This is a genomic window from Pseudomonas sp. BIGb0164 (genome assembly GCF_024810135.1).
GTDB lineage: Bacteria > Pseudomonadota > Gammaproteobacteria > Pseudomonadales > Pseudomonadaceae > Aquipseudomonas.
Genome location: NZ_JANUEA010000001.1, coordinates 83422 through 107605, shown reverse-complemented (window position 1 = coordinate 107605; position 24184 = coordinate 83422). Strand labels below are relative to the sequence as shown.

Below are 24184 nucleotides of genomic sequence, written 5' to 3'. Positions count from 1 at the left end.
CTCATATGAGTATCCAATGCTGAAATACCCCTTCATGAAAGCTCCATATACTCCCAGCATTTCGCACATACTAGGGGCGCTATCGATATACGACCTTGAGGAAACAGTTGGAAAAAAACTATGGAAATACGACCCTAACACCCAAAAAGACAGAGACAAAATTATCATTTATTTTGTTTTAAAAGATCTTATGTACCTGTCATACAGACATCGCTTCGTGTTGATGTCTGCTCTGAAAAACGCACTCGACAATCTGAACTTTGACTTTTCGAAAGAATTTAAAAACGATCACGACGAATATAAAATTATGGCTTGGAATGAAACAGAAATCATCGACCCGCGAGGCTTCTTCGCCGATATCTACCGACTCGCCCATGAGGTCTGGAAAGATGACCTCCACAAAGCCAGCGTCGAAGACCCATCAACGTGGTAACCCCCACACCAGCAAACGTAATCCACACCCCTGTAGTGAGCGAGCTTGCTCGCGCCGGGCTGCAAAGCAGCCCCAACCCAGACGCCGCATTTCTTCAGGCAGATTCGCCTCGGCTGGATTTGGGCTGCTTCGCAGCCCAGCGCAGGGCAAGCCTGCTCACTACAAGGACTAGCGTTTGCTCAGCTCCATGATCATCCGGCTCAGCAGGTAGATACGTGGCGCTACGCTTTCCACTTCCGCGTATTCCTCAGGCGTATGGATGTTGCCGCCCACAATCCCGAACCCGTCCAACGTCGGCGTCCCGACCCCGGCCGACAGGCTCGCGTCCGCCGCACCGCCGCTGCCTTCAACCGTGAGTTTCTTGCCCAACTCGCCATAGATCCCCTGGGCGATCGCAACGAGCTTGTCCGATTCCGGCGTCTGTGGCATTGGCGGCAGGCCGCGCTGCAACGAGGTCTTCACTTCGGTTTCCGGGATTAACTTGTTGGCCGATACCCGCGCCAGGTCTTTCTCGATCCGATCGAATTCTTCCGGCAGCGCCGCGCGCACGTCGGCCTTGGCGGTGGCCTGGTCTGGGATCACGTTGACGCGGTCGCCCGCCTTGAGCACGGTAAAGTTGATGGTGGTTTTCTTCTCTTCATCCCCCAGCTTGCCCAGCTGCAAGATCTGGTGGGCAGCTTCCATCGCGGCGTTACGGCCCAGCTCTGGCGCGACGCCGGCGTGAGCGGCCTTGCCTTTGACTTCGACCACCGCCGTCGCACTGCCTTTGCGCCACACCACCAAACCATCGGCGGGGCGGCCGGGTTCGAGGTTGAGGGTCACGTCGTGGCCCTTGGCGGTTTTGCGGATGAGGTCGGAGGCGGTGTCAGAGCCGGTTTCTTCGCTGGCGTCGAGCAGGAAGGTGATTTGGGCGTAGTCCTTGAAGCCCTGGTCCTTGAGCACTTTGAGCGCGTAGATGCCGGCGACGATGCCGCCCTTGTCATCCATCACGCCGGGGCCGTAGGCGCGACCGTCCTTGATGTGGAAGGGGCGCTCGGCGGCCGAGCCTTCCTTGAACACAGTGTCCATGTGGGCCATGAGCAGGATCTTGGCTTTGCCGGTGCCTTTGAGGGTGGCGATCACATGGCTGTTGTTGGCGGCTTTGTCCGGCACCAGCTCAATGGAAAAACCCAGTTGTTTCAACTCGTCGACGGCAATGTCACGCACTTGGGTCAGGCCTGGCTCGTAGCCAGAACCGGAGTCGATGTTCACCAGGCGTTCCAGCAGTTTCAGGGCGTCGGGCTTGTATTGCTCGGCCTGTGCCTGGATCTGTTTGTGGGGTTCGGCGCTGTAGGCTGGCACGACAAAGGACAACGCCAGGGTGGCGGCCAGCAGGGTACGGGAGAAGGTGAAGAGCATGAACCGATCCTTGTTTTTGTGATGAGGTGCCGCAACACCCTACCCCACTAAACCGAGCGTAACCAACTCCCCTGTACCGAACTGACTCGGTTGCGCCCGCTGCTCTTGGCTTCGTACAACGCCTGGTCGGCATCGTTGAGCCAACTGGTGGAGTCGGCGTGAGTCGCTTGGTAGGGCGCCAGGCCGATGCTCAAACTCACGCGCAACGTCGGGTCTTGGGCGTAGGCCAACGCGTTGAAACGATCACGCAAGGCGTCCATCACTTCAGTGGCACGGGTGAGCGCCATATCCGGCAGGATCACACAAAATTCGTCACCGCCGTAACGCCCGGCCAGGTCGGTGGCGCGCAAGTTCTGGCGCAGTACCTTACTGAGCTGGCGCAGCACGATGTCGCCGGTCACGTGGCCGTAGGTGTCATTGATGACCTTGAAGTGATCGATGTCGATCAAGGCAATCGCAGCGCCCGCCGGGCCGCGACGGCAGCGTTGGAATTCGATTTCCAGGTGGTCTTTCCACGCGCCATGGTTGAGCAGGCCCGACAGGCTGTCGGTACGGCTCAGGGCCAGCAGTTCGCGTTTGTGCCGCGCCAGGGTCACGGCCTGACGGTAGCAGATCCAGCCCAGCGCCAGGGGATACAACATCAGGATCGGCAGGCACGCATAGAGCTGTGCCGAAGTGGTGACGGCGACGAAAGCCGGAGTAAAGAGCAGCAACGATGTACCAATCCCCAACGCCTGTGCCACCCACCCGGCGAGCATGAAGCGCGGCCCGCCGATGGCGACGTTGTTCATGGTCATCATCGACAGGGTCGTCACGCTTGGCAGCGGGTTGAAGTGCATCGCCCCCACCCAGAACCCGCCGCAAAACGAATCGAACAATAAATTGCGTCGCTCGCTGCGCAACGCATGGGCAGCCCGCAGGGACATGCGGAACGCCAAGTGTGGCCAGACAAAGGCGTTGATCACCATCCACACCCAGACCCAGGCCGGTGGATGCAACGGGTACATGCCAAACGCCACGCACACAAAACCGAGCGTCAGCCCCAGTGTGCGCGACTTGTACAACCGTGAAGCGAGCGGAAGTCCATTTCCTCCGGCAGCCGTCATGGTGAGGGTGTGATCCTTGATGAATGCCTGGAGTCTATCAGCGGAGCGTCAAATCGCCACTACCGCTCATAAGCCCGATCAATGGGTGAAACCACGGGCCAGCATCAGCGCCACCCCCACCAGCAGCACGGCCGTCGCCCGTTGCAGCATTTTCTGCCGTTGAGGGTTTTCCAGCACGTGCTGGATGCGCTGGCCGAAATAGCAATACAGGCAGCCACTGATGAACTGCAGCACCAGGAACGTCAGCCCGAGGATCGCAATGTCGAGCATGGAGCTGTGCCCGCCACTCCCCGCGAACTGAGGGAACACTGCGCTGAACATGATGAGGGTCTTGGGGTTGGAAAAACCGGTCAGTAGCCCTTTGCCGAACCGGCTGCGCGCGGCCTCCACATGGCCAATCCGGTCGATCGCGATGCCGCCGCTGGTCCACTGTTTGTACGCCAGGTGCAGGATGTACGCCACGCCCACCACCTGGATGACCTGGGTAATCGCCGGATAACCCCGGATCAGCTCGGAAAAGCCCACGGCAAAGATCAGGATCGAGATGAGGTACGACACACTTGCCCCGATCTGCGCCGGGATCGAACTGCGCAAGCCGTCGCGCAGGCCCAGGCTCAACAACATCAGGGTCATGGGACCGGGGCTGAAGGTCATGGTCGCGCAGAACAGTAGGAAGTAGAGAAACGAGGACAGGGTTAACGCGCTTGTCATGACCATAGACCTGAGGGAGAGAGCGCGCAGTCTAGGCAATCGGCATTGCACAAGGCAGGTAAAGTCAGGCCTAATCCAGCCGAACTTTACCGGTAAAATCACCGGCAAACACAAGGAAGGTTTATGTTGGTATCCGCCATCACCTTTGCGCCGGGCACACCGAAAGTGCAGCAGATCGTCGAGGCGTTCAGCCAGGCCATCGAAAGCGGCGAATGGGCCCCGGGCAGCAAGTTGCCGTCGGTGCGTGAACTGACTCAGGTTCTGGGCGTGAGCAAGTTCACCCTCAACGAGGCGCTGGACCGGTTGCGCGGGCGTACCCTGCTCACGTCCAGCCAGGGCCGTGGCTACTTTGTGGCGATGGACACCGTGCGCCCGAGCAGCGCGAACTGGGTCGACCTGCTGCCCCAGGATTTGCTCAGCGTGTTGCGTCGCCCCCTGGCCACCGTCGGCGCCGAACTGCGACCCGGGGGCGGCCACCTGCCGGAAGACTGGCTCGACAGCGAGGCCATCCGCCAGGCCATGCGCAGCGTGGTGCGCGCGCCGTCGTTGCGCATCGCCGGGCTGGGCACGCCGGCCGGGCTGCTGCCGTTGCGCCAGGCCTTGCAACAGAAGCTGCACGCTGAAGGCTTGTCGGTGCCGGTGGAACAGATCATCACCACCCCCAACACCGTGCAGGGCCTGGACATGCTGATGCGCCTACTCGCCCGCCCCGGCGACACGGTGCTGCTGGACGCGCCGTGCTATTTCAACTTCCACGCCAACCTGGCCCTGCATGGGGTCAAGGTGGTGACCATCGAGCGTCGCCCCGACGGCTTCGACTTCGCTGCCCTCGAACAACTATTGGCCGAACATCGCCCCAGGCTGTACCTGACCACCGGCGTGCTGCACAACCCCACCGGCCACTCCTTCAGCCCCAGCCAGGCGTTTCGCCTGCTGCAGCTGACCCGGCAGTATCAGTGCCATATCGTCGAGGATGACCTCTACGGCGACCTGCACCCCAACCCTCCCCCGCGTCTGGCCGCCCTCGCCGGTCTGGACCAGGTCACCTACCTGTCAGGTTTCTCCAAGGTCCTCAGCGCCAACGCGCGGGTGAGCTACGTGGTGGCCGCACCGCAACTGGCGGCCAACCTGACCAACATGAAGCTGATGAGCGGCGGCATTACGTCGGAGCTGTTCGAGCAGATCGTGTACCGCATGCTCAGCGAAGGCAGCTACGCCAAGCACCGCAAGCGCATGGTCCAGCGGTTACTGGAGGCCGGTGGACGCGTCGAGCAATGGCTCAAGCGCTGTGGGTGCGAGCTGCCGATGGCGTATGAAGGCGGGATGTTCATCTGGGCGCGCCTGCCCCAAGGGGTGAACGGCGAGCAATTGGCCCAGGACGCCTTGAAGCAAGGCCTGGTGCTGGCGCCGGGGGTGTTGTTCGGTTACGACCCGGCCCATCGCGATTCGATGCGCTTCAACGTGGCCCACAGCGATGAGCCGTCGATGCAAAAGGTGTTTGAAGCCCTGTTGCTCAAGGCTTCGCGCGCCCTTTGAGCATGCCGTGGTTGACCAGCAAGGTGCGCATGGCATTGCGGGTAATCCCCAGCAAGTCTGCCGTGCGCAGTTGGTTGAAGCCACAGAACCCGAACGCCTCGCGCACGATCAGGTCTTCGATGTCGTGCAGCAGCGTGTCCCCTGGTACTTCGAACAAGCGCAGCAGTTGCTCGCGAATCACCTCCTGGGGAATGCGCGGCGCGCCGTTGTTGACACTGGCGTGCATCGCGCTGAGCCCGGCGGAAAACTTGAGATGATTGGGCATGATCGGCTTGTCGCCGGCCACCAACAGCGCCAGGTGCACCACGTTTTCCAGCTCACGGATATTGCCCGGCCACGGGTAATCCAGCAGGGCCTGGGTGGCGGATTCCGACAACATCGGTTCGGCAATCTTCAGCTTGGCGCTGTACAGCCGACGGAAGTGTTCCACCAGCGGCAGGATATCCAGCGGCCGCTCACGCAAGGGCAACACCTGCACCTGGGCCACATTGATGCGGTAGAACAGGTCCAGGCGGAAATTACCCGCTTCCACGGCCTGTTCCAGGTCGATGTTGGTGGCGGTCACCAGGCGGATATCGATCTTGATCGGCTTGCGCGAGCCCACCCGCACCACTTCCTGCTCCTGCAGCACCCGCAGCAACTTCACCTGCAAGGGCAACGGCAGGTCGCCGATCTCATCGAGGAACAGCGTGCCGCCATCCGCCTCTTCGAACCAGCCACCGCGCCGGCCGACCGCACCGGAAAACGCCCCGGCCTCATGCCCGAAGAATTCGCTCTCGGCGAGGGTTTCGCTGATGGCGCCGCAGTTCACCGGCACAAACGCCCCGGTGCGCCCACTGGCGCTGTGGATGTAGCGCGCCACCAGCTCCTTGCCGGTGCCGGTCTCGCCATTGATCAATACCGGCGCTTCGCTCGGGCCGACGCGCTTGAGGTAGTCGAGCAATTGCAACGAGCGTGGGTCGGAAAAGACCAGGGCCTTGGCGCGGATCGACAACGGGTCTTTTTCGCCCTGGGGCAAAGTCAGGATCGGCGTGGGCTGCCCGTGGGGACGGTTCATGAACAATTTCCCGGCGGCGAGGATGGAGAATGAAGCGCAACTGTACTCATCCCCAGATATAACCAGAAATACTTAAAATTCATTAGCACATAACCGACACGGTTGCCGCCGCTCTTTGTAGGAGCCGGCTTGCCGGCGATCAGCCTTGAGGGCAAGGGTGTTCTCTAGGGCGCCATCGCTGGCAAGCCAGCGCCTATAACGGCGCGGTGGCGTTGGCTTCCTTGAGCAGGGCCTGGATCACCTGCTCCTGCGCCTCGTACCGCCCTTCCCCCCAATGGCTGTAGCGCACTTTGCCGGTCGCGTCGAAGAAGTAATGGGCCGGCCACGCCTGATTGTCGAACGCGTGCCAGATCCTGAAATGCGTGTCCACGGCCACCGGGTACTCGATGCCCAATGCCTTGACCTGCCGGCGCACGTTGGCCAGGATTTTTTCCTGGGCCAGTTCCGGTGTGTGCACGCCAATCACCACCAGCCCGTCCTTGGCGTATTTTCTAGCCCATTGGTTCACATAGGGCAGGCTGCGCTGGCAGTTGATGCAGTCATAGGTCCAGAAGTCCACCAGCACCACCTTGCCCTTGAGGCCTTCGGCTGTCAGCGGCGGCGAGTTGAGCCAGGCCACGGCGCCGTCCAGGGACGGCATCTGCTCGCCGGACCGGTTGAAGGGTTCGGCATCCACAGGCTTGGGCAACAGGTAGAACAGGGTTGCCGCCAGGGCGAAACTGGCCAGCAGCCGATACAGGGTTTGGCACATCACAACATCCTCGGCAGGTCTTCGATGGCGTCCATTTGAACGGCCCGAGGTATCGGGGATGTGTCGAACACCCTGCTCTGTATCGGCTTTTTTGCCTCGTCGTGTATCTCCCCGACGCCAGATACACTGCAATACAAAGGGCACAAGGCAAGGCCACAGGCAGTGGCTAGACTGCGCACCATTGACTACTTATTGAGGAAGGCAGCATGGATCATGTCGATCACATCCTGATCGTCGATGACGACCGGGAGATCCGCGAACTGGTGGGTAATTACCTGAAGAAAAACGGTATGCGCACCACCGTGGTCGCCGATGGCCGGCAGATGCGCAGTTTCCTCGACACCACCCCCGTGGACCTGATCGTGCTCGACATCATGATGCCCGGCGATGATGGCTTGCAGCTGTGTCGCGAGCTGCGGGTGGGCAAGCACAAGGCCACGCCGGTGCTGATGCTGACTGCACGCAACGACGAAACCGACCGCATCATCGGCCTGGAAATGGGCGCCGACGATTACCTGGTCAAGCCCTTTGCCGCGCGCGAATTGCTGGCACGCATCAACGCCGTGTTGCGCCGCACGCGGATGCTGCCGCCCAACCTGGTGGTCAGCGAAACCGGGCGGCTGATCCGTTTTGGCCGTTGGCGCCTGGACACCACCGCCCGCCACCTCCTCGACGAAGACGACACCCTGGTGGCCCTGAGCGGCGCCGAATACCGCCTGCTGCGTGTGTTCCTCGATCACCCGCAACGCGTGCTCAACCGCGACCAGTTGCTCAACCTCACCCAGGGCCGCGACGCCGACCTGTTCGACCGTTCAATCGACCTGCTGGTGAGCCGCCTGCGCCAGCGCCTGTTGGATGATGCGCGGGAACCGGCCTACATCAAGACCGTGCGCAGCGAAGGTTATGTGTTCTCCCTGCCCGTGGAAATCCTCGGGGCCGACCAATGAAGTTCAAGTGGGGCTGGCCACGTACCCTGGCGTCGCAGTTGTCGCTGATCTTCCTGATCAGCCTGCTGTGCGCCCACGGGTTGTCGTTCAGCGCGCAGTTCTACGAACGCTACATCAGCGCGCGCACGGTGATGTTGGGCAACCTGGAAAATGACGTGGCCACCTCGGTGGCGATCCTCGACCGCCTGCCCGCCAATGAACGCGCCAGCTGGCTACCGCGCCTGGACCGTCAGAACTACCGTTACCTGCTCAACGCCGGTGAACCCGGCGAGCCGATGCGCAGCGATGATGTCCCCATGGCGGCCACCTCGATCAGCGATGCGCTGGGTGAGCACTATGCCCTGACCTTTCGTGACATCCCCGGCAACCAGAAGCACTTCCAGGCGCACCTGACCCTGGCCGATGGCAACCCGATCACCCTCGACGTGCGCCCCGCCGCCCAGCCCGTGGCCTACTGGTTGCCGGTGGTGCTCATCCTGCAACTGGCGTTGTTGCTGGGCTGCACCTGGATTGCCGTGCGCCTGGCGATCCGCCCCCTGACGCGCCTGGCGCGTGCCGTGGAAACCCTCGACCCCAACGCCCACCCCGCGCCCCTGGACGAAAAAGGCCCCACCGAAGTGGCTCACGCAGCGGTGGCGTTCAACGAAATGCAAAAGCGCATTGCCGAATACCTCAAGGAGCGCATGCAGATCCTCGCGGCGATTTCCCATGACCTGCAAACCCCGATCACCCGCATGAAGCTGCGCGCCGAGTTCATGGAAGACTCGGTCGACCGCGACAAACTGTGGAGCGACCTGGGGGAAATGGAGCACCTGGTGCGCGAAGGCGTAGCCTATGCACGCAGCGTGCACGGTGCCACCGAAGCCAGTCACCGCATCAACCTTGACGCCTTCCTCGACAGCCTGGTGTTCGACTACCAGGACATGAACAAGCAGGTCAGTCTCACCGGCAAGAGCGCAGTGGTGCTCGACACTCGCCCCCACGCCCTGCGCCGAGTGCTGGTGAACCTGGTGGACAACGCCTTGAAGTTCGCCGGTTCTGCACAACTGGAAGTGGGTTCGACGGCAAGTGGCGAGTTGTCGATCAAGGTGCTCGACAACGGCCCCGGCATTGCCGAGGACGAGCTGCAGCAAGTGATGCAGCCGTTCTACCGGGTAGAGAGCTCACGCAACCGCGGCACCGGCGGTACCGGGCTGGGGCTGGCGATTGCCCAGCAACTGGCCGTGGCGATTGGCGGCTCGCTGACCTTGAGCAACCGCCCGGGCGGCGGGCTGTGTGCGCAGATCAAGATCAATCTGTAGGCGCCTGCCTGCGAAAACGGCGGCACAGCTAATAGTGATGTCGCCTGAACCACCGCCTTCGAAGCCTCGCTAAGGCTCGGCAGCTCCCACAGATGACCGGGTCCATCTGTTGAAATGCGGCCGAATGTGGGAGCTGGCTTGCCTGCGATGGGATCAACGCGGTGTACCTGAAAAACCAAGGCGCCTGGATCGCCGGCAAGCCGGCTCCTACAGGGTTCTGTGGGCGGTCAGGCGCTTGCGGCGGTGGACGGTTGCAACTGGCGCTGCGCCAACCAGATTTCTTCCTGCAACCACTGGCTGAACACCTGCAGTTGCGGCAGGTCCGTTTGCTCGGGCCGCGTCACCAGCCAGTAAGACTGATGCCCTTCCACGTGCACGTTCATCACCTGGGTCAACTGCCCCGACGCCAACTCCGCCGCCACCATGTGCCAGTCGGCAATGGTGATGCCCAGCCCATCGGTAGCCGCCCGAATGGCCAGGTCCAGCAGGTCGAACTCATAGCCACCCTGGGTGTCCACGCCATGAATGCGCGCCGCGTCGAGCCAGTGTTTCCAGGTGAGGTATCGCTGGTCCTCGCTGGCCAACACGTGCAGCAGGGTCATGCGATTAAGGTCCACCCCATCGCTGCATTCACGGGCGTACAACGACGGCGCGCACACCGCGATATGTCGCTCTTGCACCAGCAGCGAACTGTCCAGGCCATCCCATTCGCCATTGCCGAAACGAATGGCGCAATCCAGGGTGCTGGTCTGCGCCAGGCTGTCCTGCAAACAGGTGGTGATGCTCAGCTCCAGCTCAGGATGGGCCTCGCGCAACCGCCCCAGACGCGGCATCAGCCAGCGGCTGGTGAAGGTCGGCGGTGCATTCACATGCAGGCGGTTGGAGTGGGTTTTCTGCTGGATGCTGCGCACCGTCAGCTCGATCTTGTCGAACGACTGGTGCAGCGCCCGCAACAATACGCGCCCGGCGCTGGTCAGCTCCAAGTGGTGATGACGGCGCTCCAGCAGGTGCTCGCCCAACTGTTCTTCCAACTGCCGTACCTGGCGACTGACCGCGCTCTGGGTCACGTTCAACAGCTCGGCAGCCCGGGTGAAGCTGCCGGTACTGCCGGCCACTTCGAAGGCTTTGAGAGCATTGAGACCGGGCATTTTGCGTTTCATGGAGGGCACTCGACAGCGGCTGACAAGGAAACAAAATCCCACGACAACGCGGGAAAATTCGCACACAACATACCTTTTTGTATTGGGCCAGCGGTAGCACCCTCTGCCGACGATGAAAAAACCGGCGAACGCCCTCTATGTCGTTTTTCAGCGTATTTCGTCGCTCACGCATAAATAGCACGCGTATTACGCATGCACACTAAGACAATTAAGCATTGGTCGCCGACGCGCCACAAAAGTTAGTCTGCCTTGCAACTAACTCAGCATTATTCGCCGTTTATTAAATCGGGCCCTCGCCATGTCGAACACACTTGTTTCACCGCGGCGAAGTATTGGCCTGCTGGCACTGATATTTACCGCCTGCAACGCCACCACCCACGGTTTCAGTATTTTTCTTTATTCGGCGTTATTGCCGCAGATCCGCCAGGTATTTGAACTCAGCTACAGCCAGGCCGCGTTGATAGCCGCGTTGTTGCAGCTGTTCTACATGGGCGCCTCCATCGCCAGCGGCATTGCGGCGGCCTGGGTCAGCCCGCGCAACATGGTGCGCCTGACTATGCTGCTAAGCCCCGCGCTGCTGGCGTTGGCCGTCGCCACGCCCTGGGTGGTGCCGTTCGCGGCGTGCCTGGCACTGGTGTCGGCGTGCGCGGTGTCGAACTGGAACGCTATTGCGGCACTGGCGCGCGAGGTCATCCCGGCCACGCACCGCAGCCGTGTGCTGGGGCTGGCCTCTTCGGGGGCCGCCTTCGCGATCTGCTTGAACGGCGTGTTGATCGCGCTGTTGCAGGGCCTGTCGTTGCGCCAGTTCTGGTTGATCTGTGCCGGCCTGACGCTGTTGGTCACGCTGCTGACTCTGTGGGCATTGGCCCCGCATACCGAGCAGGCACCCCGCACCGTTGAAGCGCCGGCCTTCAACCAGGTGCTGAAACAGTGGCTGCGCCTGTGCCTGGAACACCCCGTGGCCAAGCAGATCGTGTTGCTCAGCGGGTTTATCGGCGCCATCAGTGGGCCGTTTCTGAATTTCCTGTCGGCGTTTGTCAGCGACCGCCTGCACGCCAGCACGGCGGTGACGGGTTCGATGTGGACGCTGATCGGCCTCGGCGGCGCCGCAGGCGGCTTGTTGCTCGGAGCGTTGGCCGATCGCTGGGGCGCACTGCGCGTGTTGGCGCTGAGCATCGGCGCCTTCGGCCTGGCCATGCTGGGCCTGTTATGGCACCCCAGCCTGCTGCTGAGCTGGCTCGCGGCCGGGCTGTTCGCGCTGTTCTACTTCCCGTCCTGGGGCTTGATGGCGGCCTACCTCAGCGCTCGCCTCAACCCGGTGCAAAGCCTGCAAGTGGTGAGCCTGAGCATGGTCAGCTATGGCCTGGCCAGCGCCACGGCCAATGGTTTGTGCGGCTGGCTGCTGCAAGCCAGCGGCGAGTTTGCCGTGGTGCACGCCTGGATCGCCGGCTGGGTGCTGGCCTGCCTGCTAATGCTCAAGCGCATGGCCCATCGACAGTTCGCCGTGACGCTGCCGGCCCCCATACCCTGAGCGCCCCAACTGGCGCTGCAGGATCTCCACCAACGCCTCGACCTCCGGCACCTGGCATCCGGCCGGGCGCCAGTACATCAGGCGCGCCGGCGCAATCGGCGGGAAGCCCTGGCGCTCATCCAGGATCTGCCAGCCCGTCGGCACCAGCCGCCGCGCCATCACCCCGACCGACAAGCCTTGCTCGATGGCAATTGCAATGCCGCGCGGGCTCTGGCTGGTGTAAACCACCTGCCATGAGCGCCCGGCCCTGGCCAGCGCCTGCACGGCATTCGCCCGAAACGCACAGCCCTCGGCGTAAACCGCCAGCGGCACCGACTGGCGCCCCACGCAGCTCCAGCTCGGCGCCGCCACCCACACCAACGGCTCATCACACAGGTATTCACCGGGTTGCAGGCCGGCGTGCTCCACCCCCAGCACCAGATCCAGCTCACCGCGATTCAGGCGGCTGACCAGCGCCGTGGACATTTCACAGCAGATGTCCGGGCGCACCTGGGCGAACTGTGCCTGGAAGTCCTTGAGCATGCCGCCCAGGCAATAGTCGGCGTAGTCCTCCGGCATGCCCAGGTGGATGCACACCTGTTCATTGGGCAATTGCGCCGCGCTGACCGCCTCGCCGTGCAGCTTGAGGATCTGCCGCGCGTAGATCAGGAAGGTTTCCCCGCCGGGGGTCAGCCCGATGGAGCGGCTGGTGCGGCGGATCAGCGGCGTGCCGACGATCTCTTCCAGGCGCTGCAGGCTCTGGCTGACCGTCGACTGGGTCTTGTGCAAACGCTCGGCCGCGGCCGAAAAACCCTGGCATTCGATAATTGCCACAAACACTTTAAGTAAACTGCCATCCAATTCGCCTGACATAACTATCGCCCCTGCCGATGGATTCGATCACAACTTGTAATTTCCCCTTAAAACTCATTTACGCAACTATCAACTCAACACAACCACCTCATTCAGGAGCCGTGTATGAGTCTTAAACTTGCCGATGCCGAAACCGGTGATATCAGCGACATCATTAATACCGAGCTGTATCCCATACATGATTCGGGCCATGTTCAATTACAGGCATTGATCGAACATGCCCGCGCCGAACTGGCCGAAGACGGCTGCTGCCTGCTGAAGAACTTCCTGCGCCCCGAAGCGCTGGAACAGGCGCGTCTGGAAGGCCTGGCGCTGTCGGACAAAACCTTCTTCTCGGTGCGAAAGGTCAACGCCTACTTCACCGAAGACGACACTTCCCTGCCCCAGGATGACCCGCGCCGCACATTCATGGAGCGCACCAGCGGCTTTGTGACCCGCGACATGATCGCCCCCGACGCGATCATCCACCGCCTGTACGTGTCGCCGATGATGAAGCGCTTTATCGGCGCCTGCCTCGACGAACCGGAGATTTTCGAATACGCCGACCCTTTCGCCGGGCTGGTGATCAACGTGATGCCCGAAGGCACCGAACAGCCTTGGCACTTCGACACCAACGAATTCATCGTCAGCATGATGACCCAGAAGCCCGAGGCCGGCGGCCTGTTCGAATACGCGCCGATGATCCGCTCGCGCAGCCAGGAAAACCTCGGTGCAGTCGGCCAGGTGGTACGCGGTGAAGACCGCTCGCGGGTGCAGGAGCTGGAGCTGAACCCCGGCGACCTGCAGATCTTCAAGGGGCGTTTCTCGGTGCACCGCGTTACCCGCGTGCAAGGCGCCACCGAGCGCAACACGGCGATCTTCGCCTACTCGGAAAAGCCCGGGATCATCGGCCGCGCCCAGCGCACCAAGCAGCTTTACGGACGCCTGTCCGAAGCCCACCTGCAAGCCGAACGCAACCTGGTGCGCAGCGACCAGTTGCTCGACTGATTCGCCTCTCCCCAAAAAACTAAAAACCGTAATGTGCCCTGCGAGGAACACCCCATGAGTCTGTCCGGCCCGAACCGCAACCCCGCCGACTGTGAACCCACCTATGACGAGATCCAGCAGATCCAGCTGGACCGCCTGCAACGGGTGCGCAACGAATTGAAAAAACGCGACTACGCCGCCTGCGTGCTGTTCGACCCCACCCACATGCGCTACGCCACCGGCTCGCGCAACATGCAGGTGTACTCGGCGCGCAACCCCGCCCGCTACGCCTTTATCCCGGCAGAAGGCCCGGTGGTGATCTTCGAATTCGGCGGTTGCCTGCACCTGGCCGAAACCCTCAACACCGTGGACGAAGTGCGCCCGGCCAAGGCGATTTCCTATTACTTCTGCGAAAGCTTCCTGGGCAACGTCACCGCCGATTGGGCCGCCGAAATCGACGAACTGGTGCGCAAGTGCGGTGGCGGTAAACGCATCGCCATCGAAAGCGCCACCTCGGCCGCCGCCTTTGAACTGCAACGCCTCGGCTACCAAGTGTTCGATGCCCAGGAACCGCTGGAGCGCGCCCGCTGCATCAAGGTGCCCAACGAACTGAAGATGATCCGCGCCAGCCTGCGCGCCACCGAGGCCGGGGTGCGCCTGATGGAAAGTAAGCTGACCCCCGGCATCACCGAGAACCAGTTGTGGTCACACCTGCACCAGCATGTGATCGCCACCGATGGCGACTATGTGGAAACCCGCCTGCTCTCCTCCGGCCCGCGCACCAACCCGTGGTTCCAGGAGTGCAGCACGCGCCCCATCGAAGCCGGTGACCTGGTGGCCCTCGACACCGACGTGGTCGGGCGTTTTGGCTACTACGCGGACTTCTCGCGCACCTTCCTGTGTGGCGACCAGGCCGCCACGGCCAAGCAGCAGGAGCTGTACAAGCTCGCCTACGAGCAGGTGCAGACCAACGTCGAAATGCTCAAGGCCGGGCGCAGTTTCAAGGAATACGCCGAGATGGCCTGGAAGATCCCCGACCATTACAAGAACAACCGCTATTTCGCCCTGGTACACGGCGTTGGCATGACCGGTGAATACCCCTACGTGGTGCACCGTGAGGACATCGACGCGCTGGGCTACGACGGCGTGTTTGAAGCCGGCATGACCATCTGCGTGGAAAGCTACATCGGCCATGACGACGGCGGCGAAGGCGTAAAGCTCGAAGAGCAGATCTACATCCACGAACACGGCATCGAGTTGCTCTCCGATTACCCGTTCGATCCGCGCCTGTTGCCGCGCTGAACCCGTCTAGCCCCACAGGCGGCCCTGGGAAGGACCAGTAACATGCATTTATAGAAGGTTACTGCGCAGAATTTGTCGTTTGTCGATCTTTGCGCAAATGACAAAACTGCGGGCATCTCTAATAAAAACAACATGAGAGCTGCCCTATGTCCTACCTCATTGCCCGCCTCCTGACTACGTTGCGCCTTGTTCTCCTGCCGGCTTCACAGCGGTCCGTGCTGCGCCTGATCGGCGCCTGCCACTGACCCTTGCGGTTCAACAAAAACGCATATTCGCAAGTACCGGAGAGGCTTATGAAAGACTTGACGACCCTGGACGGCAGCCTGCCGCATCCAGCCGTAAACGACCTGTGTGCCCAAGTGCAACGTGGCGAGATCAACCGCCGCCAGTTCCTGCGCACCGCCGCCCTGCTGGGCGTTACCGTGGCCAGTGCTTCCACCATTATCGGCTCGGCCCTGTTGGGCAACGATGCCCACGCCGCTGATGGCACACCGGCCCGCCAAGGCGGCAGCCTGCGCTTTGCCTGTGCCATCCAGGAAATCCAGGACCCGATGCTGATCACCTGGATCGAAGCCTCCAACCTGTTGCGCAACTCCCTCGAATACCTGACCTGGGTCGATGCCGACAACATCACCCACCCGTACCTGGCCGAAAGCTGGAGCCCGTCCGACGACCTCACCACCTGGACCTTCAACCTGCGCCAGGACGTGAAGTGGAGCAACGGCGACAGCTTCAACGTCGACGACGTGCAGCACAACATCGAGCGCTGGATCGCGGCCGACTCCAAGTCGGTCAACCGCACGGCGTTCCAGGACATCAAGGCCTTCGAAAAAGTCAGCGACTACCAGTTCCGCCTGCAACTGAAACGGCCGATCCTGGCCATCCCGGAAATGCTCAATGCGTTCACCTGCGCCCTGGTGCACCGCAGCTTCAAGGCCGGTGACGACTGGGCGAAAAACCCGCTGGCCACCGGGCCGTTCAAGCTGGTGTCGTTCGCGGTGAACAAGCAGGCGACCTTCGCCAAGCGCGCCGACTACTGGGGCAAGCCCGCTAACCTCGACGAGCTGCGCTACATCGACATGGGCACCGACGTGTCCACCCACCTGGCCGCCCTGCAAGCCGGCCAAGTCGACGTGCTGTACCGCGTCACCGTGGCCGAGCTGGACCTGGCCAAGCGTTTGCCCGGCGCGCAACTGCTCAGCTGCAAATCGGCGCAGACCGTGGTCATGCGCATGGCCTGCGACCAGAAGCCCTTCACCGACCTGCGTATCCGCAAGGCCGTGGTGCTGTGCGCTGATAACGCACAGATGCTCAAGGTGGCGTATCGCGGCATGGGCACCCTGGGTGAAGACCACCACGTGGCACCGTCCCACCCCGAATATTTCCCCCTGCCCAAGCGCGAGCGCGACGTGGCAGCGGCGAAAAAACTGCTGGCCGAAGCCGGCTTCCCCAATGGCCTGGACATCGACCTGATCGTCGGCAACACCCAGGGTCGCTATGAGCAGGACTGCGCGCAGATCCTGCAACAGAACTGCCTGGAAGCCGGCATCCGCATCAACCTCAAGGTGGTGCCGGCGGCGCAGTACTGGCCGATCTGGGACAAGGCCGCGTTCAGCCTGACCTACTGGGCCCATCGCCCGCTGGGGGTGATGTCCCTGGAACTGGCCTATCGCGGCGGCGGCGCGTGGAACGAAAGCCACTACAGCGACCCGGCCTTCGACGCCGCCCTGGACAAGGCCATGGGCATCATCGACCCCAAGCAGCGGGCCGTGGCCATGCAAAGCGTGGAGCAGATCCTGCAAGACGCCTGCGTGATCGTGCAGCCGTTCTGGGGTGACAAGTTCACCGCCGTGAGCAAGAAGGTGCAGGGCTTCCAGGTACACCCTTCCGACTTCTACCCCATGGGTAATGTCTGGCTGAGCGTTTGAGTCGGCGCTGCCCGCACCTGCGGGCAGGTTTCCCATCATCCGTCGGAGCATGTACCTGATGGCTCATTTTCTACTGCGCAAATTGCTGATGCTGCTGGCGACCCTGCTGTCGGTATCGCTGATTGTGTTCCTGGCCCTGGAACTCAATATCGAGGACGTCGCAATCAACGTCCTCGGCCCCTACTCCGCCGCCGACCAGCGTGCCGCCTGGCTGCTGGAACACGGCTACAACCAGCCGTTCGTGTGGCGCTACCTGGTGTGGCTCAAGGACTTCGTCACCGGCGACTGGGGCACCTCGGTGTACTTTCGCGAGCCGGTGCTCAAGCTGCTGCTGCCCAACCTGTGGCAAACCCTGACCCTGGCCGGGCTGGCCTTGCTGGTGATGGTGCCCGTGGCGTTGACCCTGGGCATCCTGGCCGGCGTGCGCCAAGGCTCGCCTGTCGACCGGCTGGTGTCGTTCCTGTCGATCGTCACCACCTCGATTCCGGACTTTGCCAGTGCGGTGTTCGTCTCGGCGATCTTTGTGTTCTGGCTCAACTGGCTGCCGGGCGTGAGCAGCATGAGCGACGGTTTCAGCGCCGTGGAACTGGTGCTGCCGCTGATGGTGCTGTGCCTGTTCGGCATCGGTTACCTGGCGCGCATCACCCGGGCGTCGATGGTCGAGGTGATGCAGGCGCCGTACATCCGTACGGCTCGCCTCAAGGGCGCCTCGACAACCCGCATCGTGCTGCGCCATGCCCTGCGCAATGTGCTGATCGCGCCGGTCACGGTGATCATGCTGTACATCCCGTGGCTGCTGTCGAACGTGATCGTGGTGGAGGTGTTTTTCGCCTACAAGGGCTTCGGTTCGATGCTCTACACCGCGTCCCTCAACCATGACGTCTACCTGATCGAAGCCTGCGCGATGATCAGCGGCGTGGTGGTGGGCATCAGCAAGATCTTCTCGGACCTGGCCTACACCTGGCTCAACCCGCGCATCACCCTGCGCAGTCTCGGCGGAGGCAGCCAATGAACCTGCTCAAATCCTTCAAACACCCCCTGGCCCTGCTTGGCCTGTTGCTGGTGGGCGGCTGGGTGCTGGTGGCGCTCTGCGCGCCGTGGCTGGCACCCCATGATCCGCTGGAAAGCTTCACGCCGCTGCTCACTCCGATGACCGCTGGTGACGACGGTGCGAGCTTTTTGCTGGGCACCGACATGATCGGCCGCGACATTCTTTCGCGTCTGATCTGGGGCACGCGCACCGTGCTGTTCTGGTCGATCCTGGCCACGCTTACTGCGTTTGCCGTGGGCATTGCCATGGGCCTGTGCGCCGGCTACTTCAATGGCTGGGTGGATGCGGCGTTGTCCTACGTGGCCGACACGGTGCTGTCGTTCCCGGTGCTGGTGCTGTACATCGTGATCATCATTGCCCTCGGCGCCTCGGCGCTGAACATCCTGATTGCGGTGACGTTCACCAGTGCGCCGGCGATCTTTCGCATCATGCGCGCGCTGACCATCGACATTCGCTCACGCGACTACGTGCTCAGCGCCATCACCCAGGGCGAAGGCTCGTTGCGCATCATGCTGGTGGAGATTCTGCCCAATTGTGGCGGCCCGTTGATCGTCGATTTCTGCCTGCGCATCGGCTACACCGCGATCATGATCGGCGCCCTGGGTTTCCTCGGCCTCGGCCTGCCGCCGCCCACCCCGGACTGGGGCGGCATGATCAACGACGGCCGCGCCATGGCCATTACCTTCCCGCACCTGGTGATCTTCCCCTGCATCGCCATCTCCACCCTGATGCTCGGCCTGAGCTTGCTCGCCGACGGGCTGGATGAACACGCGCAGCAAGGCGCAAGGAGTTGAGCATGAGTAACCAGCACACCGTTTTGCGGGTCGATAACCTCAGCGTCGAGCTGCCCAAGGGCGCCGACCGCAGCCACGCCGTGCACGGCATCAGCCTGGACGTGCGCAAGGGTGAAATCCTGTGTGTGATCGGCGAGTCGGGCTCGGGCAAATCCGTGCTGTCGGCGGCGATCATGGGCGATTACGCCAAGGGCCTGAAGCATGCCGGCGGCGTGATCGATTTTCTCGGTGACGACATCTGCACTCTCGACGAACCGCGCCTGCGCGCCCTGCGCGGCAACCGCATTGCGATGATTTTCCAGGAGCCGATGGCGGCATTGAACCCGGCGATTCGCATTGGCAAGCAAGTCGAGGAGATCTTCGACATCCATGCGCCGCAGATGCCAGCGGCCGAGCGCCGTGAGCGAATGCTTGCGCTGCTCGAGTCGACGCAACTGCCGGACCCGCCACGCATCGCCAACAGCTTCCCGCACCAGTTGTCCGGTGGCCAATGCCAGCGCGTGGTGATTGCCATGGCGCTGGCGATGAACCCGGACCTGCTGATCGCCGACGAACCCACCACGGCCCTCGACGTGACCACGCAAGCCCAGGTCTTGAAGCTGGTGCGTGACCTGCGCGGGCGTGGGCAGCACGGCATCTTGTTCATCACCCACGACTTCGGCGTGGTGGCGCAGATTGCCGACCGCATTGCGGTGATGGAAGGCGGCCGTCTGGTGGAAATCGGCGAGCGTGACCAGGTGCTGAATGCCCCGGCCCATGCCTACACGCGCAAGCTGATTGCGGCAGTGCCGGCGCTGCACCCGGAACTGCATGTGCCGGGTGACGACGGCGAAATGGCCTTGCGCATCGAACACCTGACCAAGACCTACAACGTCGGCGGCAGCTCGGTGGCAGCGCTGCGCAATGTGTCGCTGAACCTGCCACGGGGCAAGACGCTGGCGATTGTCGGCGAGTCGGGCTCGGGCAAGAGCACCCTGGTCAAGGCCGCGATCCGCCTGGTGGACAGCGACAGCGGCCATGTGTGGGTGGGGGATACCGACTTCCTGGCGCTGCACGGCTCGGCGTTGGCGGCCAACCGTCGGCGCATCCAGATGATCTTCCAGGACCCCTACGGTTCGTTGAACCCGCGCCATCGCGTCGGCGACATCATCGCCCGTGCCGCCCAGTTGCGCGGCTTGTCGGCCAAGGATGCGTGGGCCGAGGCCGGCGACCTGCTGGAACAGGTCGGCCTCAAGCGTGACGCCCTGCAACGCAAGCCTCGCCAGTTCTCCGGTGGCCAGCGCCAGCGCATCGGCATTGCCCGCGCCCTGGCGATGCGCCCGGAAGTGCTGATCGCCGATGAAAGCGTGTCGGCGCTGGACGTGTCGGTGCAAAAGCAGGTGCTGGAGCTGCTGGCCGACCTGCAGAAGCAGTTGAACCTGAGCATCCTGTTCATCACCCACGATCTGCGCGTGGCGGCGCAGATCAGCGACCACATCGCGGTGATGCGCCAGGGCGAAGTCGTTGAATACGGCACTGCCGAGCAAGTGCTGCTCAGGCCCCAGAACAGCTACACCCAGGCGCTGCTGGCGGCCGCGCCCGGGGCGTCGCAACTACCGGCTGCCGGGCCGCCGCTGAGGCTGATCCGCCCCGCCGCGCACTGAGTTCCACCCCTTTCCCTGCGTCGCAGCGTTCGCTGCGGCAACGGGCTGCTGTTGCCCAAAAAAAACCAATAACGAGAGCCAAACCATGCGACCAACCTTAGGCTACTTCGCCCTGATCCCCGTGCTCGGCGCCCTCGCGGCACCGGCCATGGCGATCCAGGTCACCGACAACCTCGACATCGGCGGCGCCATCCGCGCACGCTGGGACTACGACCCGGACCGCGACATCCAGAAGTTCGGCCTGGACACCGCGTTTCTCAGCGCCAAGTACAACTCCGACACCTGGATCGGCGAAGCCCAGTACCGCTTCTACGGGCGCTCCTACCCGTACCAGTACACCAAGAACTACGGCGACATCCAGTTCGCCAAGTTCGCCTGGGTCGGCTACAAGTTCAACCCCGACCAGCAGGTGCAAGTGGGCCTCAACACCGTGCCGTTCGGCCTGCAGCCGTATTTTGGCAGCACCTTCTACGAAACCCTGGGCAACGTGATCGGCCTGGAAGACGTGCAGCAGATCGGTACCAAGTACATCCAGCAAAGTGGCGACTGGAACATCCAGGCCGGTTACTACCTGCGCCCGGCGTGGCAAGGCAAGGGCACCAGCAAGGGCGTGACCTACTCCAGCGTGATCTCCGAGGCTGATAGCTACGTGGCCGACGGCAGCAACAACCAGGAGCGCAACACCGTGGTGGTGCGGGTGGCCAAGGCCATGGACCTGGGTAACTGGAAATCCGAAGTCGGTGTGTCTGGCCTGACCTCGACCCTGGAGAACAAGGACACCGGCAACGACGGCCGCCGCAACGCCGTGGCCATCCACTACCTGGGCAAGAACGGCCCGTGGGGCCTGCAATTGCAGGCGGCGCGCCAGCAGATGTCGCCGCGCAACGAAGGCACCGACGCAGTGGTGACGCTGGGCGGGTATGACGGCACCTTCAACGTCGCCAGCCGTGGCAACCTGTACGTGGCGGACTTGAGCTACGACGTGGGCGGCAAGTACCTGTTCGACCAGATCAGCGGCGTGAAGCTGTACGCCAACTACAGTGCCTTCGACAAATCCGACAATGAGTTCAAGACCTCGCAGCGGGTGATCCTGGGTACGTCGTTTTCGTTCAGCAAATTGTGGATTGCCACGGAGTGGTTGATCGGCAAGAACGATCCGTACATTGGTGGCAGCAGCTATACCCAGAGCCTGGGGGCTGGGGGTAGCAACCAGTGGGAGAATCAGCTGTACATGAACATCGGGTATTACTTCTAATAGGCGGCATTGCTGAGATCGCTATCGCCGGCAAGCCGGCTCCTACAGGGAACCGCATTTCAACTGTAGGAGCCGGCTTGCCGGCGATGGCGTTCGCACAAACACAATAAAAACACTGTGTGGAACCCGAACCATGCGCCACCTGCCCTCCCTCAACATGCTCCGCGTCTTCGAAGAAGTCGCCCGCCACCGCAGCTTCAGCCAGGCGGCCGTGGGCCTCAATGTCACCCAGGGCGCGGTCAGCCGCCAGATCAAGCAACTGGAAGACTACCTTGGCGTCGCCCTCTTCATCCGCACGCCCCAGGGCCTGTCCCTGACCGAAGCCGGCTTCGCCCTTTCCCCGCACCTGAGCGATGCCTTCGACCATATCGAACGCGCCCTGCAAGCCGTGCGTGTGCCCAACCTGCGCCAGCGCCTGCGCATCGTTGCGCCGCCAACCTGGGCCACACGCTGGCTGTCGGCGCACTTGCGCAGGTTTTGTGAGCGCTACCCGGACATCAACCTCAGCGTCACCCATCAGAACAGCCACGCCAGCCTGGCCGAGATCGACTGCCAGATCCGCTTTGGCCTGGAAGCGAACGCCCAATGCAGCAGTGAGTTGCTGGTGATGGAACGCCACATCGCCGTGGCCAGCCCGGAACTGTTCACCGGCGACCAACCACCCGACCTGCGGCGCTTTGCGCTGCTGCATATCCTGCACGACGGCAAGCGTTTGAAGGTGTGGGAGAACTGGCTGGCGGCCATGGGCCGAGACGACATCGATGCAGAGCAGGGCCTGGAATTCAGCACCCTGGACCAAGTGATCCACACCGCCCTGGCAGGCGGTGGGCTGGCGGTGATCGACCGGCAGATGATCGAACGCGAGTTGGCCAACGGCAGCCTGGTGCCGATCACCCCCGTAGAAGTGATCGGCCCGTATGGCTATTGGCTGGATGTGGCGACGGACAAACAGGGTTTATCCAAGGTTCGCCTGTTTACGCAGTGGCTGGGCCAGGTCAGCAACCCCTGACAACGGCGGTGCCTCGGCCTTGCACGCCTGGTTCAGGGTCAGGGACTTGGTCTCCGGCGCCCAGGCCCAGGAGATGATCGCGCCAAACACCAGGATCGCCGCGAGAATGCCCATGGTCGGGCTCAAGCCGATTCCGGCCACGCTGACGGGCAACAGGAACGTGCTGATTGCCGAACCGAGGCGGCTGACCGCCGTGGCCAGGCCGATGCCGCTGGCACGCACTTCAGTGGGGAAGCTCTCGGCCGGGAACACGCCCACCAGGTTGCTCACCGCAGACAGCACCAACGTGAACACGCCGAAGGTCAGCACCATCAGCCACGCCAGGCTCCCCGGCAATACCGCCAGCAGGAACAACGCCGCCGCGAGGATGATGAACGAGTTGATCAAAAAGCCCCGGCGCGAGAATTTCACCGTGCACCAGATACCGATCAACGCGCCGACAATCAGCAGCAGGTTGAGCAGCAGCTCGGTGCCAAAGCCCTGGGACAAGCCCATCTTCTGCAGGATCGACGGCAGGAACGTGTAGATCGCGAAGTACGGCATCACGATGCACACAAAGAACAGACAGTTGAACGCCGTGCGCTTGCGGTATTCACGGCTGAACAGCACGCCGTAGCCGGAGCGGGCTTGGGTGGCGGGCTCTTCATCCAGCACCACGTGTTCGCCCAAGTGTTTCTTGACGATGGCACGGGCTTCGGCAATGCGCCCACGGTTGACCAGCCAGCGCGGGGATTCCGGGGTGCCGATTCGCGCAATCAGGATCAAGCCGGCCGGGATCGCCGAAGACGCCAACATCCAGCGCCAGGCATCGTCGCCCAGGCTGAGCATTGCAGTGCCGACAAAGGTGGCCGCCACGTAGCCGAAGGTCCAGATCACACTGAACGAACCGAGCAATACGCCGCGATGTTTCTTCGGCGAGAACTCGGCGAGCATCGCGTGGCCGACACTGAAGTCACCGCCCAGGCCAATGCCGATCAGGATGCGGCACAGCAACAGGCCCATGGCGGTTTCGACGTAGAACTGCATCACCGAGGCCACGGTAATCAGCACAAAGCTGACCAGGAAGATTTTCTGCCGGCCGAGGGTGTCCGAGATCCAGCCGAAAAACAGGCTGCCCAGGAACAGGCCGATCAGGGCCGAAGCGCCGATCAAGCCTTGCCAGAACGCGTCCAGTTGCATCTGTGGGCTGAGCAGGGTGAAGGCGATGCCGATCAGGCCGAGGATATAGCCGTCGGTGAAATGCGCGCCAAAGGTGAGGCCGGCGATTTTCAGGTGAAAACGGCCGATGGGCAGGTCGTCGATTTTGACGGGTTGAGCAGTCATGGGGGTGTTCTCCATATTGTTTTTCTTGACGGAGTAACAACAGACAAGCCCCACTCCAAATGTGGGAGCGGGCTTGCCCGCGATAGCGGTACATCAGTTATGGAGGTGGTGGCTGACTGACCGCTATCGC

At 62.5% G+C, this 24184-nt stretch carries 20 protein-coding genes and 1 pseudogene; 13 read left to right on the top strand and 8 right to left on the bottom strand.

Annotated features, from left to right (window positions below; translation table 11 throughout):
• Window positions 1-16: 16 nt before the first annotated feature.
• Window positions 17-433 (top strand): hypothetical protein, encoded by a 417-nt coding sequence (locus tag M2394_RS00440; protein ID WP_259171231.1) that lies wholly within the window; start codon window positions 17-19, stop codon window positions 431-433.
• 168 nt (window positions 434-601) lie between these two features.
• Here M2394_RS00440 and M2394_RS00435 read toward each other — a convergent pair whose 3' ends face one another.
• The 3 genes from M2394_RS00435 to M2394_RS00425 all read right to left on the bottom strand — a co-directional run bounded on the left by M2394_RS00435 (window position 602) and on the right by M2394_RS00425 (window position 3648).
• Window positions 602-1831, bottom strand: coding sequence for a M20/M25/M40 family metallo-hydrolase (locus M2394_RS00435; RefSeq protein ID WP_259171230.1), 1230 nt, complete (start codon window positions 1829-1831; stop codon window positions 602-604).
• 47 nt (window positions 1832-1878) lie between these two features.
• Window positions 1879-2937 (bottom strand): diguanylate cyclase, encoded by a 1059-nt coding sequence (locus tag M2394_RS00430; protein ID WP_259171229.1) that lies wholly within the window; start codon window positions 2935-2937, stop codon window positions 1879-1881.
• A 78-nt stretch (window positions 2938-3015) separates the two neighbouring features.
• A complete protein-coding gene (locus tag M2394_RS00425; protein ID WP_259171228.1) occupies window positions 3016-3648 on the bottom strand; it encodes a LysE family translocator in 633 nt (210 codons plus the stop codon).
• Window positions 3649-3771: 123 nt separating this feature from the next.
• Here M2394_RS00425 and M2394_RS00420 point away from each other — a divergent pair, with 123 nt between their 5' ends.
• Window positions 3772-5184, top strand: a complete 1413-nt coding sequence (locus M2394_RS00420) for a PLP-dependent aminotransferase family protein (protein ID WP_259171227.1) — start codon at window positions 3772-3774, stop codon at window positions 5182-5184.
• Here the strand turns inward: M2394_RS00420 and M2394_RS00415 are convergent.
• Both M2394_RS00415 and M2394_RS00410 read right to left on the bottom strand, forming a co-directional pair.
• Window positions 5162-6241, bottom strand: a complete 1080-nt coding sequence (locus M2394_RS00415) for a sigma-54-dependent Fis family transcriptional regulator (RefSeq protein ID WP_178923515.1) — start codon at window positions 6239-6241, stop codon at window positions 5162-5164. The genes M2394_RS00420 and M2394_RS00415 overlap by 23 nt on opposite strands.
• A gap of 193 nt (window positions 6242-6434) precedes the next feature.
• Window positions 6435-6935, bottom strand: a pseudogene (locus M2394_RS00410) (thioredoxin family protein); the annotation flags it as partial.
• Window positions 6936-7198: 263 nt separating this feature from the next.
• Between M2394_RS00410 and M2394_RS00405 the strand changes: the two are divergent.
• Together M2394_RS00405 and M2394_RS00400 are read left to right on the top strand one after the other, a co-directional pair.
• Complete coding sequence (locus M2394_RS00405; RefSeq protein WP_176997492.1) at window positions 7199-7939, top strand: response regulator; 741 nt, start codon at window positions 7199-7201, stop codon at window positions 7937-7939.
• The gene (locus M2394_RS00400) at window positions 7936-9240 is read left to right on the top strand and encodes an ATP-binding protein (RefSeq protein ID WP_259171226.1); all 1305 of its coding nucleotides are present in this window, start codon (window positions 7936-7938) and stop codon (window positions 9238-9240) included. The genes M2394_RS00405 and M2394_RS00400 overlap by 4 nt, the downstream gene beginning before the upstream one ends.
• Window positions 9241-9467: 227 nt before the next feature.
• Here M2394_RS00400 and M2394_RS00395 read toward each other — a convergent pair whose 3' ends face one another.
• Window positions 9468-10400, bottom strand: coding sequence for a LysR substrate-binding domain-containing protein (locus M2394_RS00395; protein WP_176997494.1), 933 nt, complete (start codon window positions 10398-10400; stop codon window positions 9468-9470).
• A 298-nt stretch (window positions 10401-10698) separates the two neighbouring features.
• Between M2394_RS00395 and M2394_RS00390 the strand changes: the two genes are divergently transcribed.
• Window positions 10699-11931: an MFS transporter gene (locus tag M2394_RS00390; RefSeq protein WP_259171225.1), complete on the top strand. Its 1233-nt coding sequence runs from the start codon at window positions 10699-10701 to the stop codon at window positions 11929-11931.
• Here the strand turns inward: M2394_RS00390 and M2394_RS00385 are convergent.
• Window positions 11869-12783 (bottom strand): LysR family transcriptional regulator, encoded by a 915-nt coding sequence (locus tag M2394_RS00385; protein ID WP_178923427.1) that lies wholly within the window; start codon window positions 12781-12783, stop codon window positions 11869-11871. The two genes, M2394_RS00390 and M2394_RS00385, sit on opposite strands and share 63 nt — an antisense overlap.
• A gap of 105 nt (window positions 12784-12888) precedes the next feature.
• Between M2394_RS00385 and M2394_RS00380 the strand changes: the two genes are divergently transcribed.
• From M2394_RS00380 to M2394_RS00345, 8 genes are all read left to right on the top strand, one after another.
• Window positions 12889-13770: a hypothetical protein gene (locus M2394_RS00380; RefSeq protein WP_176997497.1), complete on the top strand. Its 882-nt coding sequence runs from the start codon at window positions 12889-12891 to the stop codon at window positions 13768-13770.
• A 54-nt stretch (window positions 13771-13824) separates the two neighbouring features.
• On the top strand, window positions 13825-15051 hold the full coding sequence (locus M2394_RS00375) for a Xaa-Pro peptidase family protein (protein WP_178923425.1): 1227 nt from the start codon (window positions 13825-13827) through the stop codon (window positions 15049-15051).
• A gap of 293 nt (window positions 15052-15344) precedes the next feature.
• Entirely contained in the window at window positions 15345-16979 is a 1635-nt protein-coding gene (locus tag M2394_RS00370) for an ABC transporter substrate-binding protein (protein WP_259171224.1), read from the top strand.
• A 58-nt stretch (window positions 16980-17037) separates the two neighbouring features.
• A complete protein-coding gene (locus tag M2394_RS00365; RefSeq protein WP_177005457.1) occupies window positions 17038-17991 on the top strand; it encodes an ABC transporter permease in 954 nt (317 codons plus the stop codon).
• Complete coding sequence (locus M2394_RS00360; RefSeq protein ID WP_176997501.1) at window positions 17988-18824, top strand: ABC transporter permease; 837 nt, start codon at window positions 17988-17990, stop codon at window positions 18822-18824. The genes M2394_RS00365 and M2394_RS00360 overlap by 4 nt, the downstream gene beginning before the upstream one ends.
• 2 nt (window positions 18825-18826) lie before the next feature.
• The gene (locus M2394_RS00355; RefSeq protein ID WP_178923421.1) at window positions 18827-20467 is read left to right on the top strand and encodes an ABC transporter ATP-binding protein; all 1641 of its coding nucleotides are present in this window, start codon (window positions 18827-18829) and stop codon (window positions 20465-20467) included.
• An 85-nt stretch (window positions 20468-20552) separates the two neighbouring features.
• The gene (locus M2394_RS00350; RefSeq protein ID WP_178923419.1) at window positions 20553-21722 is read left to right on the top strand and encodes a hypothetical protein; all 1170 of its coding nucleotides are present in this window, start codon (window positions 20553-20555) and stop codon (window positions 21720-21722) included.
• 133 nt (window positions 21723-21855) lie between these two features.
• Window positions 21856-22731, top strand: a complete 876-nt coding sequence (locus M2394_RS00345; RefSeq protein WP_178923417.1) for a LysR substrate-binding domain-containing protein — start codon at window positions 21856-21858, stop codon at window positions 22729-22731.
• Here the strand turns inward: M2394_RS00345 and M2394_RS00340 are convergent.
• Window positions 22678-24054: an MFS transporter gene (locus tag M2394_RS00340; protein WP_259171223.1), complete on the bottom strand. Its 1377-nt coding sequence runs from the start codon at window positions 24052-24054 to the stop codon at window positions 22678-22680. The two genes, M2394_RS00345 and M2394_RS00340, sit on opposite strands and share 54 nt — an antisense overlap.
• Between the last annotated feature and the right edge of the window lie 130 nt (window positions 24055-24184).

Coding starts and splice junctions, on each gene's coding strand:
- M2394_RS00430 (WP_259171229.1), bottom strand. CDS start 2,937: ATGACGGCTGCCGGAGGAAATGGACTTCCGCTCGCTTCACGGTTGTAC.
- M2394_RS00385 (WP_178923427.1), bottom strand. CDS start 12,783: ATGTCAGGCGAATTGGATGGCAGTTTACTTAAAGTGTTTGTGGCAATT.
- M2394_RS00425 (WP_259171228.1), bottom strand. CDS start 3,648: ATGACAAGCGCGTTAACCCTGTCCTCGTTTCTCTACTTCCTACTGTTC.
- M2394_RS00440 (WP_259171231.1), top strand. CDS start 17: ATGCTGAAATACCCCTTCATGAAAGCTCCATATACTCCCAGCATTTCG.
- M2394_RS00405 (WP_176997492.1), top strand. CDS start 7,199: ATGGATCATGTCGATCACATCCTGATCGTCGATGACGACCGGGAGATC.
- M2394_RS00365 (WP_177005457.1), top strand. CDS start 17,038: ATGGCTCATTTTCTACTGCGCAAATTGCTGATGCTGCTGGCGACCCTG.
- M2394_RS00390 (WP_259171225.1), top strand. CDS start 10,699: ATGTCGAACACACTTGTTTCACCGCGGCGAAGTATTGGCCTGCTGGCA.
- M2394_RS00340 (WP_259171223.1), bottom strand. CDS start 24,054: ATGACTGCTCAACCCGTCAAAATCGACGACCTGCCCATCGGCCGTTTT.
- M2394_RS00350 (WP_178923419.1), top strand. CDS start 20,553: ATGCGACCAACCTTAGGCTACTTCGCCCTGATCCCCGTGCTCGGCGCC.
- M2394_RS00415 (WP_178923515.1), bottom strand. CDS start 6,241: ATGAACCGTCCCCACGGGCAGCCCACGCCGATCCTGACTTTGCCCCAG.
- M2394_RS00435 (WP_259171230.1), bottom strand. CDS start 1,831: ATGCTCTTCACCTTCTCCCGTACCCTGCTGGCCGCCACCCTGGCGTTG.
- M2394_RS00375 (WP_178923425.1), top strand. CDS start 13,825: ATGAGTCTGTCCGGCCCGAACCGCAACCCCGCCGACTGTGAACCCACC.
- M2394_RS00345 (WP_178923417.1), top strand. CDS start 21,856: ATGCGCCACCTGCCCTCCCTCAACATGCTCCGCGTCTTCGAAGAAGTC.
- M2394_RS00420 (WP_259171227.1), top strand. CDS start 3,772: ATGTTGGTATCCGCCATCACCTTTGCGCCGGGCACACCGAAAGTGCAG.
- M2394_RS00355 (WP_178923421.1), top strand. CDS start 18,827: ATGAGTAACCAGCACACCGTTTTGCGGGTCGATAACCTCAGCGTCGAG.
- M2394_RS00395 (WP_176997494.1), bottom strand. CDS start 10,400: ATGAAACGCAAAATGCCCGGTCTCAATGCTCTCAAAGCCTTCGAAGTG.
- M2394_RS00380 (WP_176997497.1), top strand. CDS start 12,889: ATGAGTCTTAAACTTGCCGATGCCGAAACCGGTGATATCAGCGACATC.
- M2394_RS00370 (WP_259171224.1), top strand. CDS start 15,345: ATGAAAGACTTGACGACCCTGGACGGCAGCCTGCCGCATCCAGCCGTA.
- M2394_RS00400 (WP_259171226.1), top strand. CDS start 7,936: ATGAAGTTCAAGTGGGGCTGGCCACGTACCCTGGCGTCGCAGTTGTCG.
- M2394_RS00360 (WP_176997501.1), top strand. CDS start 17,988: ATGAACCTGCTCAAATCCTTCAAACACCCCCTGGCCCTGCTTGGCCTG.